This is a genomic window from Streptomyces sp. NPDC001508, assembly GCF_040298665.1.
Classification (GTDB): Bacteria; Actinomycetota; Actinomycetes; order Streptomycetales; family Streptomycetaceae; genus Streptomyces.
Window position 1 is genome coordinate 12863 of the sequence record NZ_JBEPAP010000043.1, and the last position, 17741, is coordinate 30603.

General features: G+C 66.5%; 15 protein-coding genes and 2 pseudogenes. 11 read left to right on the top strand and 6 right to left on the bottom strand.

What is annotated here, in order from left to right; genetic code table 11:
- Positions 1–271: 271 nt before the first annotated feature.
- Both ABT245_RS46225 and ABT245_RS30670 read right to left on the bottom strand, forming a co-directional pair.
- Positions 272–397 (bottom strand): annotated as a pseudogene (locus ABT245_RS46225) (hypothetical protein); the annotation flags it as partial.
- Between the two features lie 99 nt (positions 398–496).
- Positions 497–850, bottom strand: coding sequence for a hypothetical protein (locus tag ABT245_RS30670; RefSeq protein WP_351739687.1), 354 nt, complete (start codon positions 848–850; stop codon positions 497–499).
- A 191-nt stretch (positions 851–1041) separates the two neighbouring features.
- On the opposite strand from ABT245_RS30670, the gene ABT245_RS30675 reads away from it, so the two are divergent.
- Genes ABT245_RS30675 through ABT245_RS30690 form a run of 4 tightly spaced genes read left to right on the top strand, consistent with a single transcriptional unit; the run spans position 1042 to position 3004 of the window.
- A complete protein-coding gene (locus tag ABT245_RS30675) occupies positions 1042–1449 on the top strand; it encodes a hypothetical protein (protein ID WP_351739690.1) in 408 nt (135 codons plus the stop codon).
- On the top strand, positions 1421–1945 hold the full coding sequence (locus tag ABT245_RS30680; RefSeq protein WP_351739693.1) for a DUF6879 family protein: 525 nt from the start codon (positions 1421–1423) through the stop codon (positions 1943–1945). The genes ABT245_RS30675 and ABT245_RS30680 overlap by 29 nt, the downstream gene beginning before the upstream one ends.
- Positions 1946–1952: 7 nt before the next feature.
- On the top strand, positions 1953–2807 hold the full coding sequence (locus ABT245_RS30685; protein ID WP_351739695.1) for a helix-turn-helix domain-containing protein: 855 nt from the start codon (positions 1953–1955) through the stop codon (positions 2805–2807).
- Positions 2808–2818: 11 nt separating this feature from the next.
- A complete protein-coding gene (locus ABT245_RS30690) occupies positions 2819–3004 on the top strand; it encodes a DUF397 domain-containing protein (RefSeq protein WP_351739698.1) in 186 nt (61 codons plus the stop codon).
- A 362-nt stretch (positions 3005–3366) separates the two neighbouring features.
- On the opposite strand, the gene ABT245_RS30695 is transcribed toward ABT245_RS30690, so the two are convergent.
- The 4 genes and pseudogenes from ABT245_RS30695 to ABT245_RS46230 form a co-directional block, all read right to left on the bottom strand.
- On the bottom strand, positions 3367–3975 hold the full coding sequence (locus ABT245_RS30695; protein WP_351739701.1) for a site-specific integrase: 609 nt from the start codon (positions 3973–3975) through the stop codon (positions 3367–3369).
- Positions 3976–5116: 1141 nt separating this feature from the next.
- Entirely contained in the window at positions 5117–5920 is an 804-nt protein-coding gene (locus tag ABT245_RS30700; RefSeq protein ID WP_351739704.1) for a hypothetical protein, read from the bottom strand.
- A gap of 7 nt (positions 5921–5927) precedes the next feature.
- Positions 5928–6842, bottom strand: a complete 915-nt coding sequence (locus ABT245_RS30705; protein WP_351739707.1) for a radical SAM/SPASM domain-containing protein — start codon at positions 6840–6842, stop codon at positions 5928–5930.
- 183 nt (positions 6843–7025) lie between these two features.
- Positions 7026–8109: pseudogene (locus ABT245_RS46230) on the bottom strand (IS630 family transposase).
- A gap of 749 nt (positions 8110–8858) precedes the next feature.
- Here ABT245_RS46230 and ABT245_RS30720 point away from each other — a divergent pair.
- From ABT245_RS30720 to ABT245_RS30750, 7 genes are all read left to right on the top strand, one after another.
- Positions 8859–10592, top strand: a complete 1734-nt coding sequence (locus tag ABT245_RS30720; RefSeq protein WP_351739712.1) for a glycerol-3-phosphate dehydrogenase/oxidase — start codon at positions 8859–8861, stop codon at positions 10590–10592.
- 138 nt (positions 10593–10730) lie between these two features.
- Positions 10731–12155, top strand: coding sequence for an amino acid permease (locus tag ABT245_RS30725; RefSeq protein ID WP_351739715.1), 1425 nt, complete (start codon positions 10731–10733; stop codon positions 12153–12155).
- A 38-nt stretch (positions 12156–12193) separates the two neighbouring features.
- Positions 12194–13003 (top strand): HAD-IIA family hydrolase, encoded by an 810-nt coding sequence (locus ABT245_RS30730; protein WP_351739718.1) that lies wholly within the window; start codon positions 12194–12196, stop codon positions 13001–13003.
- Between the two features lie 58 nt (positions 13004–13061).
- Complete coding sequence (locus ABT245_RS30735; RefSeq protein WP_351739720.1) at positions 13062–13739, top strand: hypothetical protein; 678 nt, start codon at positions 13062–13064, stop codon at positions 13737–13739.
- Positions 13740–13857: 118 nt separating this feature from the next.
- Positions 13858–14595, top strand: coding sequence for a GntR family transcriptional regulator (locus ABT245_RS30740; protein WP_351739723.1), 738 nt, complete (start codon positions 13858–13860; stop codon positions 14593–14595).
- 128 nt (positions 14596–14723) lie between these two features.
- Complete coding sequence (locus ABT245_RS30745) at positions 14724–16196, top strand: xylulokinase (RefSeq protein WP_351739726.1); 1473 nt, start codon at positions 14724–14726, stop codon at positions 16194–16196.
- 24 nt (positions 16197–16220) lie between these two features.
- On the top strand, positions 16221–17591 hold the full coding sequence (locus ABT245_RS30750; RefSeq protein WP_351739728.1) for an iron-containing alcohol dehydrogenase: 1371 nt from the start codon (positions 16221–16223) through the stop codon (positions 17589–17591).
- Positions 17592–17741: the final 150 nt, after the last annotated feature.

A 17741-nucleotide genomic window follows, 5' to 3' on the forward strand; every position in this document is an offset into this window, starting at 1 on the left:
CCCGACCGTGACGTCCCAGGCCGGGGTGGGCGTTGGACCCCGCTCATCCGTCGGGGGAGGCGGATGAGCGGGAGCTTCTAGGCCGGTTGCTTGTCCCGGCGCCTGTTGTACTTGCGGACGAAGCTCCGCATGTAGGCGCAGCAGCCTTCGCAGGCATGTACGGGGGCCTGCATGCCGTCCGACTCGACCGGGCCTATGAAAACGACCATTGCCCAGTGTCGGCCGAGGACGCACCAGCCCCAACTCAACGGCCTGCTAGGTCGGCTCGCCACTACTCCGCCTTCTCCACCAGGGCGTAATCCTTGGAGATCCGCTGGAAGCGCTGGTGCCCAGTCGTAGCGGTGTGCTCGGCCATCCAGTCAGCAGGGGGTTCGTCGCCTCCTAACACCATGGACTCGGCTCCGCACTCCTCCTCGTCCCCCTAGACGCAGCGGGCCCGCGAGGTCCACTCTCCGTCGGGGTCTCGGGTTCACGAACCGGAGTACGGCTTTGAGGCTCACTGGTCCTGGCCCTCGGTCTTCGTCACGTAGACCTTCAGCAGTTCGAAGGTGACGGTCGCCGTGTCTCGCATATAGGCAAACGCGTCGCAGGCGGGGGTGGCCGGCGTCGGACGGCCGGCCAGGTCCAGGTGCCTGTACGCCCGGCGGAACAGCTCCATCACCTCGGCGTCCTGGTCCGCGCCCAGGCCTACGACCAACAGTTCTTCCAGGTGGCCGATGCACTCGGTCGTCCTGGCGTCGATGTCCGCTCGGGTCGACCGGGAGAGGTCCATGAGCTGAATCACGGTGATGGTGTCCCTGAGCCAGTCCACTTCGAGGTGTTCTCTGGTCGTCTCAGGCTCTCGGGTCACGCTGGCCACCACGATTCTCCCCTCGGTGCTGCCTCAGCAGGTTGGGTCCGAAGACGAACGTAGAGGGGCTGGCGCCCAAGTCCCAAGGAGATTGCGCTAGTTTGCAGCAATCCGATTGACGGGCTCGAACGACCTCGCGACCATCATCTTGTCGCGCAATCCGGCGCAAGGAAGCGGACGGGAGAGCAACCATGCAGCTACGGTTCCTTGGGAAGAACTCCACCCCGGGAGACAGCCCCACCCTGTACGCCAGCGACCAGGACACCTACGTCATCCAAGGCTGGAAGGTGTACGCGAACGAACTCCTCATGCGTCTCGATGTGCCAGACGGTCAGACCGTCATCGAGGTGCCGACCGAGCTGTTCGAGCACCTGGCCAAGGACGGACTCCCCACAGGCGAGATCAAGAAGTACAACGACCCGATCAAGATCGTCACTGAACAGGGGACCTGCGTCCTTCAAGGCCCGGAAATGCACGACGCTGAAGCCCTGAGCCAGATGCGTATGCCCGACTATGAGACCTGTATCGAGGTTCCCAAGTCCTCGATCACGGCCCTCCTGGAGGAAGACAGTGGACCTGATCAGCCCCGCGCAGCGTGACGAGCTGTTCAACCAGTTCGAGCGTGATGCCTTCCATCTGGAGCTGCGAGACGACTACGGGTCTCCCATCGAGGACACGCCGTACGCGCGATGGAAGCGTGGCGAACCCGACGACTACTCATGGCTCGATGACTGGACGACGTTGATGAAGCGCGTCACTGGTGAGGGCAAGACGGTCCGTCGCGTTCGCGTCGTCACAGAGCCCCACAGCCAGTACGTCACTTGGGAGCACTCGCTCACGCACCTCAACGTCGAGATGGGCGAGGACATTCGATGGCTTCCGAGGCACCGGCTTCCGGAAGGGGTTGCCTTCCCCGTGGGAGGGAACGACTGGTGGCTGTACGACGACCGCCTTCTTGCCGTGGGGCACTTCGATCCTGAAGGCCGAGTTCTTGGGTCAGAGATCGTGGAAGACCCTGACACCGTGGCCGAGTGCATCCGTCTGCGAGACCGGCTCTGGGCCGTCGCCATCCCTCACGCCGAGTACAAGCCCTGACCCATCAGTGAGCAACCAAGCACAAGAAGCACGAGAGGCGTTGGGTGCCCGGCTTCGTGGGTTCCGCAAGGATGCGGGCTTCGCGAGCGGCCGGGCATTCGCGCTGGCCACAGGATGGCAGGAGTCGAAGGTCTCCCGGATCGAGAACGGGAAGCAGAACGCCAGCGAGGACGACATCCGCGTCTGGTGCACGACGACCAACAGATCAGAGCAGATCGAAGACCTGATTGCCACGGTCCGGCACATTGACGAGCTGTGGCTTGAGTGGCGCCGGCAGTTGGCGACTGGGGCAGAGAAGAGACAGCAGGCCGCAATACCGGTCTACTCAAAAACTAAGGTATTTCGAATCTGGCATCCGACGCTCGTGTGGGGGACGCTCCAAACCTCCGAGTACGCCGCAGAGACCTTCAAGCAGGTCGTCAACTATTACGAGATTCCCGACGACACCGAAGCCGCCACGGCTAAGCGGCTTGAACGGCAGCAATACCTATACCGAGGCGATCGAATCTTTAACGTTTTGCTCGGCGAGCAGGCGCTGTACAGCAACTTTGGAGGAAAGGAGGTGATGAAGGGGCAACTCGACCGCTTGTTGTCGGTCATGGGGCTGGCCAGGCTGAGCCTGGGAATCGTCCCCAAGTCCGCGCCCCTGCATATCTGGCCTGGTAACTCATTCTCGATGTTCGATGACAAGCTCGTTCTAGTTGAGACCTTCTCGGCGGAGTTTTCCGTCGCACAGCCACGCGAAATCGAGCTGTACGCCAAAGCGTTCGCCCTGTTGAAACAGTCAGCGGTCTACGGAGCCGCTGTACGAGACCTCATCTTCGCTGCAATCCATCACTATGACAGAATGCCGACTGATTAGGAGCCGGGACCTTGGCCACGAACCCGAATTGGCGCACGAGTTCCTACACGAAATCCGATAGCTGCGTCGAAGTCGCAGACAATGACCTCTCTCGTGTCATGGTGCGAGACAGCAAGCACCGGGAATTTGGTCACCTGAGTCTCGATCCGGCTTCCTGGAGCCGGTTCATCGAGGCTGCGAAGCAGGTCTCCCAGTAGCACTACATCAGCACCTGAGGGATCCGGCTCCCGCGCAGGGAGGGGGGCCGATCACCTCAGCTACTGGTTCCTGCTGAAAGACCCGAAGCAGCCCCCGGAGCAAGGGCGTACAGCCGCCTCCACGGGAGATGTCGGCGTCAAGCCGCCCGGAGCTGGACCGGTTGGACACGTGACCAACGCATGACCAACAGCGGCCAGGAACGGGCAGAAACAGCAGGTGAGCATGACCAACTCGCACAGTCCCGAAGCAGGCTCACAGGGTGCGTATCCGCAGGTCAGCGAACTAAAGGGCTGGTGCCCGAGTGGAGAGTTCAACTCCCCCCTCGGACACCAGCTCCAGCTCCAGCTGAGACCCCTGTTCGTCAGGGGTTTTCTGCTTTTCCGGGCTGTGGCGTGACCAACAGCCTGGAGAGATCCCAGGTCAGACCAGGGATGACAGGCCAAGTCGGCCCGCACCGGAGGCGGCGAGCTTCCGCGCTCCGTCCTTTCGGGAGTGGCCGTACCGGGCCATGGTGCAGCCCGGCGAGTGGTGCCGGACGTTCGCGGAGACCTCTACGGGGTTCTCTCCGGCCTCCAGGTCGTTCGTGACCTTTGCTGTGCCTCCAGTCGTGAATCCGGAAGTCGTCGGGCAGGTGGAGGCGGTTGCGCAGGGTGCGCCACCGGGCCGAGACCTTCTCAGGGTCCTGCGGGCCGCCAGCCTCGCCCCGGTACAGCTTGAAGCCGTCACGGGCGAACACAAGGTCATGATCGACCCAGGCGGAGCCGAGACGCGCACGCTCGGCGTCCTGCCTCTCCTTCTGCCACTTCAGGACGTTCATCACGGACTGATCCACGTAGATCACCGCGTTGTCGTCACCATCCTTGGTCAGCTTCCGCAGCCGGTAGGAGTTGCCCTCTTCGACCACGACCCAACCCAGTTCGATGGCTCCCTCTTCCCAGTGGACGAGAGACCACTTCATCCTCAATCCCACTCGGGGAGCACCCACTCCTGAGCGCGTACCAAGACGTCCATCAGGAGTGCGTGCGAACCCTCCGGCGCATCGAATCAGTATGCTCCGAGATAGCCGACCCCGAGCGGAGAAAGTGGTTTAGACGCTGTTTCCCTGATTTGCACGCCCCGCGAGATCGGGATCAGGTCCACTTCATTCAGTGACGTCATGGACGCCTTATTTGGTGCGAAGCGACCCGTATTTTGATTGTCAAGCGTGGTCAAGAAAAGGCACCCCCGGTTGGGTCCTTTCTGAATAAATTTACTGATAGGGGTACGGAAGAATAGTTCTCGAGCGGGGAGGCCGCCAGAGCAACGCTCCGGCTACTCGCTGATCGCTCGTGATGGGTCCGAGGTTGAGGCCACGTCATCGCTGACGCTTGGTAAGGACACGTGGCATCTGTGCTTGGAACATGACGTCACATTCGGTCGCTGCCTCTGTGATGCGTTGGGTGCTCCGTCTGAGAATGAGGTCACCCCGACTGCACCTGAGTCCGTGCCGGTTGAGCCTGTCTCCGAGCCGGAGCCGGAGCCGGAGCCGGAGCCGGAAACGGCGCCTGTGGTGGAGTCCGACCCAGAGCCTGTCTCGTCCGTGATGATCGCAGGTGAAGTTCCCGGTCAGGTGAGGTTCCCGGTTACGACTGGACGGATGCTCGTGAAGCCGTTCGTCGCATGGGCTTTGAGGTAGTGGGGCGGGCCGACGAGAGCACGGTCCAGCTCATCCTGGCCGACCCGCCACCGTTTTCTCAATCCGCGGTGACAGTTCCGGTGACTCTGCGCCGCAGCCGGCCAGCACGGACAGCAACAGGAACCGGGACACTTCCCATCACGCAGAGACGCAGCCGGCCAGCGCGGAGCGTGAGGAGAACCGTGCAACGGTCGTCCGTCTGGGCGCTTACCGTCCGGACCCGAAGCGTGCCCCGGAACGTGCGCCGGAACCGAAGCGGTCGGTTCGCCCGCCGGTTTCCGTGACCGAGCGGCCCGAACCCCTCGAAGAGAACCCGTTCCGCGCACTGCTCTAGCAAACAGGCCGGAAAAGCAGAAGGCCCCCCACAGGTTCAGTGTGGGGGATCGTCTGGCTCCTGGGACACGGTGGGCGTCCCATTGGCGGGTGCGAGCCTATTTCATGTCGCCGTGACGCCACGGTGGCCGGTCCACGCCTCGCACGCGGCGACCATGGACTTCAGCCAGTCCTCATCCGGCTTCCGCTCGGCGAACGCGCTGTACATACGCAGGTTGGCGGCAGCGAAGACATTGATCGCCCCCGGAGCCGCCCTGTGCCACGCGGGCAACTGACCCGCCCAATTCTCCGCACTCGCCGGGGTGTGTCCGGCCGCGATGAGCTGGACGACCAGAAGCGCTGGATCGATGAACCCGGCCCCCTTGGTCGGCCACGCCCAATCCACGGCCCACGCGCGCCGTCCCTGTACGAGCAGGTTGTGCGGGTTGATGTCCGTGTAGAGAAGCGAGTCACCTCGGAACAGCTCAGCTTCCGAGGTGTCCGAGGCGAACCGGTCCCACCGGGTCTCGGTCCAGTCTTGGGCGAACGCTGGAAGAGGCACGCGACCAATCTGCGCGATCGTGTCGACCACCATAGGGAGATCCGGCGAGTCGGGCGCGAAGTCGGCCGACCGGCCGTCGACCACTTCGTAACCCAAGATCAGCCAGTCTTCGGCTTCCAGATCCCACAACAGGGGCGGTGCGATGTGGACAAGGGCGGCATCGATCATCCGCTCCCTGACGAGGGAGTCCCGCCGACCGCCGGGCCGATTGCGGACAGCCTTGATGAAGAAGGGGCCCCTCTCGCACTCAACGATGGCGGTCAGATCTGAGCTGTTGCCGTGTTCGGTCCGACGGATCGCGGTCACCGGGCCCGTGTGCTCGCGGATGAGAGGTCGGATTGCGGATTCGGGGAGGTCGGTGTCCATGTGCCTTTCAGTTCCTCGGGGAGCACGAACTACCGGGGAAGCCCGGCGAGCACTCGCTTTCGTCGCCGCCACCGCCACCGCTGTCGTTGTCCGGGCCGCAGGGGCTGTCGGGGCCGCAGCTGTACGAGACGCTGAGATCCCGGCCCTGTCGGATGGTCGCGTTGGCCTGTGCCATCTCCGGGCCGCCGAGGATAGCGCCGAGCGGCGCATCCTGAACGTTCCCCACGCCCATCCAGGTCGAGAACACGCACGGCGACACCTTGCCATTCGGAGCGATGGACGCCCGCCCGTCCCCGCACCGCCCGCAGAGACCGTCCGTGCACGGCTCCTGTCCGTTCGCCGCGCGCCCGAAGGGCCTGACGTGGTCGACGTGAACGGTACGGACGCCCAGGGCCTGAAGCTCCCGCCTCGTCTCGGCACCCGTGTCGGAGGGGTCGGAGACGATCACGGAGACGCGGATCGGAATCCTGTCCGTCACCGCCTTCACGATGTTCGCGTGAGTGCGGGTGTGACTGTTCCGCCGGGTGACTGCGTTGTGCGCGTCCTCCGAGCCGTAGTACGACGTGGCCAGGTTGACGCCCTTCCGCCGCAGCAGCTCCCACCAGTCCTCGCTCAGGTGAACCATGTTGCTGTAAACCTCGGCGTCCAGGCCGAGCTTCAGCGCGTGCTCGATCAGGGTCGGCGCGTCGGGGTGCATGGTGACCTCACCCCCGGTGAACTGCACTCGGGGTACGCCGGCCGCAGCGGCTTCGTTCAGCACACGCGTCCAGTCCTCGGCAGTCATCGAGCCGTGTGAGCCGTCCGGGCCGGACCCGTTGTGGCAGTGCCCGCAGGCGAGCTGACACTTCCGGGTGAGGTCCAGCCACACCAGGCCGGGCGTGCCCGTGTTCTTGGTGACCGGCGCCTCTGCAATGACGGTCATTCGCTTACCTCTCGTTCGTCGTTTCCGATTTCGAGGTGATGCGTGTTGCAGGGCTCGCCCTGGTGGCGCTCGGGCTGTCCTGGACCTTGTTCCTCCAGGGCGAGCAGTCCCCTTGCCCGGAGTCGAACCGGAGTCCTCGGCAGTGCCGGACTGCATCCCGCATAGAAGGGCGGCACTGGTGCTCTACTGACGTTGTTGCCGTGATGTCGTCAGCGTGAGTCCGGTTTCGGCGAGGCATCCGTCGATGAGGTTGCTGCGGTACTGGATCTGGCGGAGACCGTGTCGGAGCGTGCTGATGAGGTGGTCGGGGTCGGTGAAGGCGGTGTTGACCTGGCTGCTGCGCCGCAGCAGGGACCAGATGCCTCGACGGGATTGAGGTCCGGTGCGTAGGCCGGCAGGAAGTAGCAGGTGATCCAGTCATGGGTGTCGATGAACTGCCGTAGTCGGCGGTCCCTGTGGACGTTGAGGTTGTCCCACACGAGCACGATGGGTGCGCCGAGCTGCTGGTGTGCGGCGATGAGCAGGTCGCGGTAGTCGGTCCAGGTGAAACTGCGTCTGCCGCCGCGCTTGTGATCGAGATGCCGCTTGGGCCGGTAGACCAGCCGTGAGCGTTCACCGTGCTTGTAGCAGGCCAGAGCGGCGATGGGAAAGCGGCGCCGGGAGCGTCCCCTCACCCGGATGACGGGTGTGCGTCCGCGCCGGGCCCAGGTCCGTGCGGTGGGCGGCGTCATCGAGAAGCCGGCTTCGTCTTCGAAGCACAGTCAGGCGTCGGGCGCCGCCGCGGACCTTCCACCTGCGGCCAGGTCTCCTTCACCCAGCCCGCCACGGCCTCCTCGTCACGCTCGGCCGCCCGGCGGGCCGGGACCTGGTGGCTGAAGCCGTGCCGGTGCAGCATCCGCGCGATCGCCGACAGCGTCATGCTCTTGTGGAACCGGCGCCCGATCAGCGTCTTGATCCGCGCCGGCGTCCACGTCTGGTCGCGCCGACCGTGCGCGACCGGCCCCTTCGCCAGCTCCTGCTCAAGCACGGTGAACAGAGCCTCGCTCAGCTTGGGCCGTGACACGGGCCCGGCAGACCGCAGCCCCTCGGCTCCGGCGCCGTGCCAGGCCCGGCGCCGGCGCTGCACCGAGCGCACACTCACCCGTAAGTCCTTGGCGACCTCGGCGCTGGAGGCGCCCGCAGCGAATCGCTCCGCAGCCTCCAGCCGGACCCGCTCGCGAAACGCCTGCCGTTCAGGCGTCAGCCCACCACCCTGCGGATATCTCACACAACAGCAATACCGCGACGATCACACATCGTCAGCCCTCAACGACAACACGCCGCAAAGGTCAGTAGAGCCAACCGGCACGGGCGGCCTCTCCGGTCTGTGGTGAGCAAGCCACGGACCGTCTTACCCCTGTCACAAGAGCGGCCCGCCGTCCAGTCACGAGGTCGCATTGAACGGTGGGTGTGAGTCACGGCAGACACACTCTGAGCTGCGCCGATGGCTGGCTGGTCACGTGACCAACGCATGACCAACAGCGGTCAGGAACGGGCAGAAACAGCAGTGATTCAACGATCACCACCCTCTTCTGGGTCGGCCCTGGTGGGGTCGGTCGCTGGGCGTTGCGCCGAAGTGGCCTTGTGTGTGTGGGGGACAGCCGTGGGCTTGCCGGGCGTGCGTCCGGTCGTGTGTTGACGGGGGCGGGCGCCCGAAGCGACGCCCATGAGATCCGCCTGGCTGCGCAACCACTTGACTCCCCGATGTCGGAGGAGTCGACCACGCAGCGGGACCGGTCCGGCCGCGAGGCCGCGTTCAGTTCGGCCGGCAGGACCTGACGCCCCCAACCCGCATTGCAGCCCGCGGATTTCGCTGCGACGTGGTCGGCAGCTGGGCCGGCTGGGTCCGATGCCGCAGATCAGGCCTGGTCCGCAGGGGCCGCTTCGAGGGTTGAACGGGACGCCGAACGAACCGTTGACAGTCGTCAGACGACTGACGTATAACGAATCCGTCGCCGCTTCGAGGAGTCTCGCATCATGCCGAACGCGCCCGCCGCTTCCGCCCTTTCGCCCGCCCGCCGTGCCGAGGCGCTTCGGAAGCTCGAAAACGAGACGATCGACGTCCTCGTGATCGGCGGCGGTGTCGTCGGAGCGGGCGCCGCGCTCGATGCCGCGTCCCGGGGACTCTCGGTGGCCGTGGTCGAGGCCAGGGACTGGGCCAGCGGAACTTCGAGCCGGTCGTCAAAGCTCGTACACGGCGGCATCCGCTACCTGGAGCAGATGGAGTTCAAGCTTGTCCGCGAGGCCCTGCTGGAGCGCGGCAGACTGATGCGGACGCTCGCCCCGCATCTGGTGAAGCCCGTCCAACTGCTCTATCCGCTGACCGGCCTCTTCGAGCGCTTCTACGTCGGCGCGGGCATGACGCTCTACGACTTTCTCAGCGGTCGCCGTCGAGGCGTTCCCCGCCATCGCCACCTGAACCCGGCGGAGTTGAGGCAAGAGATGCCGGGCCTGACCGCGAACCGCTTCTCAGGCGGTCTGACCTACTACGACGCCCAGGTGGACGATGCCCGGCTGGTGCTCACCCTGGTGCGTACGGCCGTCGAGCAGGGCGCACTCGCCATCAACCGCGCCACTGTCACCGAGGTCCAGCCCGCTGAGGCGGCTGGCGAGCCGGTCGAGAGGGTGCGCCTGCGCGACGAGGAGACGGGCGGTGTGGTGACGGCGCGGGCGCGGCACGTCGTCAATGCCACGGGTGTGTGGACCGACGACACGCAGGCGGTGCTCGGCGCGCCGGCGGGCCTGTCGGTGGCGATGTCCAAGGGAGTGCACATCGTCGTCCGTCGCGATCGCATCCCGCTGGGCCTTGGGGTCCTGCTGCGTACCGAGAAGAGTGTGCTCTTCGTCATCCCGTGGGACGAGCACTGGATCATCGGGACGACGGACACACCGTGGGCACTGGACAGGGCCAATCCGGCGCCCACCGGCGCTGATGTCGACTACCTCCTTGAGCATGTGAACGCGGTGCTGGAGGATCCGCTGACACACGACGACATCGTCGGCGTGTACGCGGGATTGCGCCCCCTCGTCGCCGGGAAGGCGAGCGCGACGACCAAGCTCAGCCGTGAACACGTCGTCGGTCTGCCCCGCCCGGGCGTCGCCGTCATCGCCGGCGGGAAGCTGACCACGTATCGCGTGATGGCGCAGGATGTCGTCGACGCTGTGCTGGCCAGTCGCGGAGCGCGGGTGCCCCCGTCTCGCACCGCCCGGCTTCCGCTTCTCGGAGCCGTCGGCTACGGGCAGGCACGCGAAGCATGCCGGCGCGCGCTGCGAGAGCGCGGCTTGCAGCCAAAGCCCGCTGACCGTTTGGTGGACCGCTACGGCGACCTCGCCACCGACGTGGTCGCCCTGGTCGACGGGGACTCACGCCTCGGCGGCATCGTGCCGGGCACGTCGGACGTGCTGTTCGCCGAACTGGCGTACGCGGCTCGGGAGGAGGATGCCCGCCACCTCGAGGATGTCCTCGTCCGACGCACGCGGCTCACCATCGAGCTGCCCGACGCCGGCCTCGCCGCGCTGGAGCAGATCGCCGAGGTCGTCGGCGACTCGCTCGGGTGGAACGACGATATACGCAAGCGCGAAATCACCCACTATCGCACGCTTGTACAGCTGGAGCACGAAGCGCGTGCCCTTCTCGATGACGGCGCGGCCGACCGGGTACTGCGTACGGCTCCCACCCCCGCTGACTCGACTTTCACCTCCACCGAATGACATCTCGCCCCATTGTCAGTGACTTAAGGGGCCGCCCACTCGCCTGACCTGCGGAATCACGCTGCCCTGAGTCGGGCCTGGCGGTCACGAAGTCACCGGTATCGCAGCTAGCCCAGCAACTGCAAAGGAGCAGTGCGTATGTCTGACAAGGTTGTGGCCGCCCCGTCTGTGGGCGAAGGTTCTCTGAAACGCTCCGTCGGCCCGACTCTGCTGTGGGGAGTCGGCGTGGGCGCGGTCATCTCGGGTGACTACTACGGCTGGAACACCGGGCTGGACCTGACCGGCTACTGGGGCTACCTCATCGCGATAGCGATCATGGGGCTGCTCTACGCATGCCTGTCCGCTGTGATCGGCGAACTCGCCGCCGCCATCCCGCACTCCGGTGGTGCCTATGCGTACGTTCGCACGGCGCTCGGCCGCATCTGGGGCTACTTCGCCGGTGTGAGCGTGCTGCTGGAGTTCGTCTTCGCACCGGTCGCGGTAGCTCTCGCGGTCGGCGGCTACGTCCACGTGCTCTTCCCCAACGTTCCCATCTGGCTGAGCGCGGTCGTCCTGTACGCCGTGTCGACCGTCGTCCACCTCGCGGGAGCGGGTGGCTCTCTGAAGGTCGAATTTCTGGTCACCGGCCTTGCAGTGCTCGGGCTTGTGGTTTTCATGGCCATCGGACTGCCGAAGGCGAGTCTGGAGCATCTGAACGCCTACTCGTCCGGCGCCGTGTTCCCGCACGGCATCGGCGGCCTGTGGGCCACGCTGCCGTACGCCGCCTGGTTCTTCTTCGCGATCGAGAGCCTTCCCATGTCCGCGGAGGAGGCACGCAATCCCGGCAAGGACATCCCGAGGGCGCTGGCCACGGCGTTCATCACCCTGGCCGTCGTCGGTGTCGGCACGCTGACTGTCGCGGCGGGTGTGGGCGACCACCATCTGCCAGGGGCAACGGCACCGATCACGGTGGCGCTGTCGAACGTCATCGGCGCGCAGGGCTGGATCTCCCCTGTCATCGCGGTGTTCAGCATCATCGCCCTCGTGGCATCGTTCCACGCGATCGTACTGGCCTACTCGCGGCAGATGTTCGCCCTGTCCCGCGCCAGATACCTGCCGACCTGGATCTCGACGCTCACCCGTAATCAGGTACCGCTCTGGGGCCTGGTACTGCCTGGTCTTGTCGGTCTGGTGTTCGTCTTCGTCGGCACGGCGATGTCGGACTCGATCCCGGTGCTGGTGTCGCTCTCGGTGCTCGTCGCCGCCGTCTCCTACATCCTCATGATGGTGGCCGCACTGGTCCTGCGCCGCAGCCGCCCCGATCTGAACCGTCCGTACCGGGCGCGCGGTGGCAAGGCAACCATGTGGATCGGGGCCGTGCTCTCCGCCGTGCTGATCCCGGCAGCCCTGTGGAATGTTCCGCTCGCCTTCGGCATCGCTGTGGCCGTCTTCGCGCTGGCCTTCCTGCTGTACATGACCTACGGCCGTCACCGGACCGCCAACATCTCCGCCGAGCAGGAGCTCGCCGCGCTCGACGCGGCCGAGGACGCCCTGCGAACCCACACGGCGCCGGCCGACCTCTAGCGCCGCCCTTCCCTCGATCACCCAACGGAGTGACCACGATGACCGCCATCCTGTCGCCGGGGACCCGCGTCCTTCCGCGCTACCGCGGATACGCCTTCGACCTGGACGGAACCCTCTACCTCGGTGACGAGCTGATCCCGGGCGCCGACCGCGTCGTGCAGGAGCTGCGGGACGCCGGATCGCGGGTTGTGTTCGTGACCAACAAGCCGCTGGAAACGTCGGCCTCATACGCTGCGAAGCTCACCCGGCTCGGCATACCCGCAACACCGGACGATGTGGTGTCCGCCATTGACGCCCTCGTCCGCTACCTGCGCCGGTACCACCCGGACGCCACGTTGCTGCCGGTGGCCGAACACGTCGTGACCGACGAGCTGCACAGCGCCGGCTTCGAGACGACGCCCCATCCCGAACGGGCGGATGTCGTGGTGGTCTCCTTCGACCGGACCTTCGACTACGACAAGCTCACCCGGGCCTACCAGGCCGTGCGCCGAGGTGCGGCCATCGTCGCCACCAACCCCGACCCGTACTGCCCGACGCCCGACGGCGGCCTGCCCGACTGTGCCGCCATGCTGGCCGCGATCGAGGCGTGCACCGACACGCGGGCCGAGGCGGTCGTCGGCAAGCCGAGCGTGCACATGGCCGAGGCCTTCCTCGACCGTCTGCAGGTGCCCGCCGACCAGGCCGCGATGGTCGGCGACAGGGTGCTGACCGATGTGGCGATGGGGCAGGCCGCAGGCATGGCGTCCGTCCTGGTCCTCTCCGGCGCGACCTCGGCAGAGGAAGCACGATCTGCCGGACTCGACCCCGCCCACGTGGTCGAGGACGTGCGTGGCCTGCTGCCCGCCTGATCCGACCCCCAGACCTCTTGGCCCCCTTTTTCATCCCTCTCAACACAGGAGAACAACCGTGGAGTTCATCTTCATGCTCACGCACAACGACCGGACCGTGGACAACGCGCTCCAGGTGCTCCAGGACGTGAGCACCACCGGTCTGCGTCACATCGGCTTCAAGGACGTCGGTGCGACCCCGCAGCTTCAGCGTGACCTCACCAAGGCCGCGCACGAAGCGGGGATGACGGTCTACCTGGAGGTCGTCTCGGTGACCAAGGAGGACGAGCTGGCCGCGGTCGACGCGGCTGTCGCCGCAGGGGTGGACTGGATCGTGGGCGGTACCTTCGCCGACGAGGCGGTCCAGCGCCTGGAGAACACCGACATCAAGTTTGCGCCGTTCCCCGGCCGTGTCGTCGGGCACCCGAGCGAACTGCAGGGCACCGTCGAGGAGATCGTCGACCACGCGCGAGCCCTCACCGCCAAGTCGGGGGTCCACGGTGTCGACCTGCTTGCCTACCGGCACCGCGATGTCGATCCGCTCGAACTCACCCGTGCCGTCGCCGACGCCATCGACGCCCCGGTGATCGCCGCCGGCTCCGTCGTGTCCGAGGAGCAGATCCGCGGTCTGACGGCGGCCGGGGCCTGGGGCTTCACCATCGGTGGCGCGATCTTCGACGGTGCCCTGCCCGGAGACAAGGACGTCGTCGCGCAGGTGCGTACGGCGCTCGGCTTCGCTCGCGACGCAGCCGCCTGACGTCGCAGGCCTCGGCCTATACTCCGGGCGTTGACCGGCCGGTCTCCAGACGTTAGACGTCTGGCCGGTTCGGTGAACTCGCAGAAGTGATACGTCCGGCACGAATCGAGGGATAGCGATGGCTTCACGCCGCCCCACCATGGTGGAGCAGGTACGCAACGGAATCCGCGAGCTCATCAGCGATGGCACCTACACAGTAGGGGACCAGCTGCCCAACGAGCAGCAGATGGGCGAACGATTCGGCGTGAGCCGGGCCACGGTGCGCGAGGCGTACCGCGGACTCATCGAGTCCGGCTACCTCGCGCGCCGCCAGGGGTCAGGCACGTTCGTGGCACGCATTCCCCAGCAGCACGCGCTCGACCTCAATCTCAGCTACACCGAGATGATCCGTGCGGCCGGCTTCAAGCCCAGCATCGTCGTACTCGACACGTCGGTCAGGCAAGCCGACGACAGCGACTTGGCACACCTGGCGATGACGCCGGGTGAGGACGTCGTGGTCGTTGAACGGCTTCGCCTGGCCGATGACCGGCCGGTGGTGTACAGCATCGACCGCCTCCCGGCCTCGCTGGTGCCGCCCGATGCACGAGGCGACGGCTTCGGCCGGTCCCTGTTCGGGCTGCTGGAGCAGGTCTCGCACGGAGCGCGTAACGGCCGGGCCCGCATCAAACCGGTCCTCGCCTCGGGAGCACCCGCCCGCCACCTCCAGGTCGCCAAGGGAACGCCGCTGCTGTTCTTCGAGGAGACCGACTTCGACGGGGCCGGACGACCTGTCCTCGCCTCGTCGGAATGGCACACCAGCGATGTCTTCGACATGTGGATCAACCGTAAGGCGACGCTGCACAGCAGATCACTCTGACCAGCCGCACTGCCGAGCCGCACTTCGGCCTCTGCTTCCCCACCGCAGCCCTCGCCCCTGGACGGCCTGCCCCCGGCGGCTGGTCAGACGTCTAGTGAATTACCGTCTCGAGAAGCAAAGAAGTTCTCATGAGCTACGTAATCGGCTGCGACCTGGGGTCGCAGAGCGCCAAGGCCGTCCTGATGGCGCCGGACGGCACCATCGTCGCCACTCACTCCAGCAGCTACGCCATGCACCATCCGCACAGCGGCTGGGCGGACCAGGACCCGGCCGACTACCGCTCTGCCCTCGCTGAGAGCGTGCGCGGAGTCGTCGCCCAAGCCGGGATCCAGCCCTCCGCGGTAACGCATCTCGCCCTGTCAAGCCAGGTCGACGGAGTGGTGCCCATCGACCGCGCATACAACCCGCTGCGCCCGGCCATCATCTGGCTCGACCGCCGCGCGGTCGATCAGGTCGCCCAGTTGGAGCGTGCGATCGGTGCTGACGCCCTGTTCAAACGCACCGGACTGAACCTGGACGCCTCGCACACCGCCCCGAAATGCATGTGGCTGCGCGACGAGGAGCCAGATGTCTACAGAGCCGCCGAGTGGCTGCCCTCGGTGGGCGGTTACGCGCTCGCCTGGCTGACCGGCCGTGTGATCCAGGACCACGCGAACTCGTCGTCGACCCTCCTCTACGACGTCACCACACGCAGCTGGAGCAACGATCTGATCGAGGCAGCCGGCCTCGACCGCGCCAAACTTCCCGAGATCGGCGAAGCGGTGGACCCCGCGGGGACCCTCACCGCCGAGGCCGCCTCCGCCCTCGGGCTGACCACGGGCTGCGTGGTGGTCGTCAGCACCGGGGACGACCACGCCTCGTGTCTGGGCGCAGGCGGTGTACGGCCGGGCGTCGTCATCGACATCATCGGCACGGCCGAACCCGTCGGGGTCGCCAGCTCCGAGCCAGTCTTCGACGACACCCGTGTGGTGGAGACCCACGCCCACGCGACACCCGGCGGGTATCTGATCGAAAACCCCGGCTTCGTTTCCGGCGGCAACACCCTGTGGTTCGCGAAGAACCTCCTCGGCGTCAGCCAAGAAGAGTTCTTCAGACTTGCCGCCCAGTCAGTTCCGGGAGCCAACGGCGTGCGCTTCATTCCCGCTCTCTCCGGTTCGATGGCGCCGCGCTGGAACGACCGCGTGCGCGGCGTGTTCTCCGGTCTTGCCATGAACCACGATGCTTCCGACCTGGCCCGGGCCATCCTCGAGGGCAATGCCTTCGCCTTCCGCGACATCTACGACCGGCTGTCAGCAATGGGACTGGCAAGCAGCGTCCGCTCGGTCGGCGGCGGGGCGCGCAGCACCCTGTGGCTCACCGCGAAGGCCACTCTCTGCCGCACACCCATCCAGCGCGTCACCACGGCCGAAACCAGCGCCGCGGGCGCCGCGATTCTCGCCGCCGTTGCCGCAGGCCTGTTCTCCGGTCTCACCAAGGCCGTTGACAGCGTCGTGGCCCTGGACCCGACCGTCATCGAGCCGGACGAGTCGGCCACGGCCGCCTACGACGACGCCTACCACGACTACCGCGCCCTGTTCGACGCCGTCGAGCAGCAGGTCTGACCGACCATGCGCAAGGAGCCTCCTATGACACTTGTCTCCGACATCACCACCCAGCTGAACAGGTCGGCCATCGGTCTCACCAGCGTTGACATCTCCACCGGCGCACGCAAGAGCCTGCGGCAGGTACTGGACGCGCTCCCCGAGAGCGGGCGCATCGCCGTTCTGACGGACGACCGCGACTACCGCACCTTTGGCGGGGAGGAGTTCAAGCGCACGCTCGTCGACTCGATCGCACAAGGACGCAACGTCGAGACCGTCGTACTCGTCGGTGACGTGCACGCCGACGAGGCCACCGTCGAGACGGCACGTGACGGCTGTGCCACGGCGGACGCCGTGGTGACGATCGGCTCCGGCACGCTGTGCGACATCGGCAAGGTCGCCGCAGGCCCGCGGCCGCACATCGTGGTGCAGACCGCGGCGTCGGTCAACGGCTTCGCCGACGACCAGTCCGTGCTTCTGATCAAGGGGGTCAAACGCACCACCCCCAGCGCCTGGCCGCGCACCCTGCTCATCGACGACGAAGTGCTTGCCGGCGCCCCGGCGGCCCTCAACCGCTCGGGGCTCGGTGACATGATCTCGATGTTCACCGCACCTGCCGACTGGTACCTGTCGTCACTGTTCGGCATGGACCGCGGATTCTCCATGGACGCCGCCACAATGACCAGGCGGTACGGCGAGGACCTTCTGAACATCGCGGGCGGGGTCGGGCGCTCCGTGCCGGCCGACCTCGCGACGCTCGCCGAGTTCCTCACACTCTCCGGCCTGTCGATGGGAATCGCGGGCCAGACCTCCCCGTCGTCGGGGATGGAGCACACGGTGAGTCACATGCTCGACATGGCACACGGCGCGCGTCAGCTGCCGAACGCGCACCACGGCGAGCAGGTCGGCGTGGCAACCGTGCTGGTCTCCCTGCTGTGGGTACGCGTCCTGAACCGGATCGCCGCCGGTGACCTTCCCGCGCTGACGCTGCCCGAGCCCGACGAGGCCCAGCGCGCCGTCCGCGCCGCCTTCGGATGGATGGACGAGTCCGGCGCGACCGCGGACGAGTGCTGGGCCGACTACGCCAAGAAGCTTGCCCACCTTGAGAACACCGATGCACCGACCCGGCTGCGCGAGGCCCTGGCGCGCTGGGCCGGCCACGCCGTGACCGTCGATGCCCTTCTGGAGGCGCCAGAACGCATCGTCGCGGCTCTGCGCGCGGCAGGCGCCCCGACCCGGTTCAGCGAGCTGAGCGCTCCGGTCGCCCCGGAGACGGTTACCTGGGCACTGACCAACTGCCATCTGATGCGCAACCGCTTCACCATCGCTGACCTGGCGTTCCTCACAGGCATGTGGACCGACAAGGATGTCGCGGCAGTCCTTGACGAGGCGGCCGCCCTGGGAGCCGGAGCCTAGGACGCCGTACAACGGCCGATCCGTAACTCGGCGAGCTTGTCGTCCCGGTCGGACGACACGGTGACGAGGGCCTCGACCTGACGGTCGCGGCCCTCGTTGCATGTGCGTGGCCGGTGGTGCTGCCCGGTGACACCACGGTGCACGGGTCCG